Raw genomic sequence first — 445 nt, 5'->3', positions numbered from 1 at the left:
ATGCTTCCGCTTGTTCGGTGAGGAGATTGACCGTTTTGATGTATTCGTCCCCCATCTCCTTCAGCAGGGAAACATCGCTTGGAAATATTCGAATTTGAGCGGTTACGGTTTGCATGACTTCACCCCCTTTTCTTTTGTTCTTCAACATAACGTTGGATGGCTTCGCTCGAAACATTCCCTGCCATGCTGACAAAATACGAACGTGTCCAAAGGCTTGGCAGATGCTTCAAGTGCTTGAATTCTTGGCGCAAACATCGCGAGGTCGTACCTTTCAATTTTACCACACAAAATGATTAGTTGATAAGTGTACGGTTGTTGTCGTTCTTCTATTATTGTTATCCCATACACCGATTGCGTCAGTTTAAACATAAAAACTGCAACAACATGAAACAATGTAGGACAATTAAGCTGTCTAAAGACAGCCCTTGTCCTAAGCCGATTCATC

At 42.9% G+C, this 445-nt stretch carries 1 pseudogene; it reads right to left on the bottom strand.

Features of this window, described 5'->3' with window-relative positions:
- Nucleotides 1-119: 119 nt before the first annotated feature.
- Nucleotides 120-278 (bottom strand): annotated as a pseudogene (locus NLX71_RS26440) (IS200/IS605 family transposase); the annotation flags it as partial.
- Between the last annotated feature and the right edge of the window lie 167 nt (nt 279-445).

This window comes from Paenibacillus sp. MZ04-78.2 (assembly GCF_024213375.1).
GTDB lineage: Bacteria > Bacillota > Bacilli > Paenibacillales > NBRC-103111 > Paenibacillus_G.
This window is presented reverse-complemented; position numbering and strand designations above follow the sequence as displayed.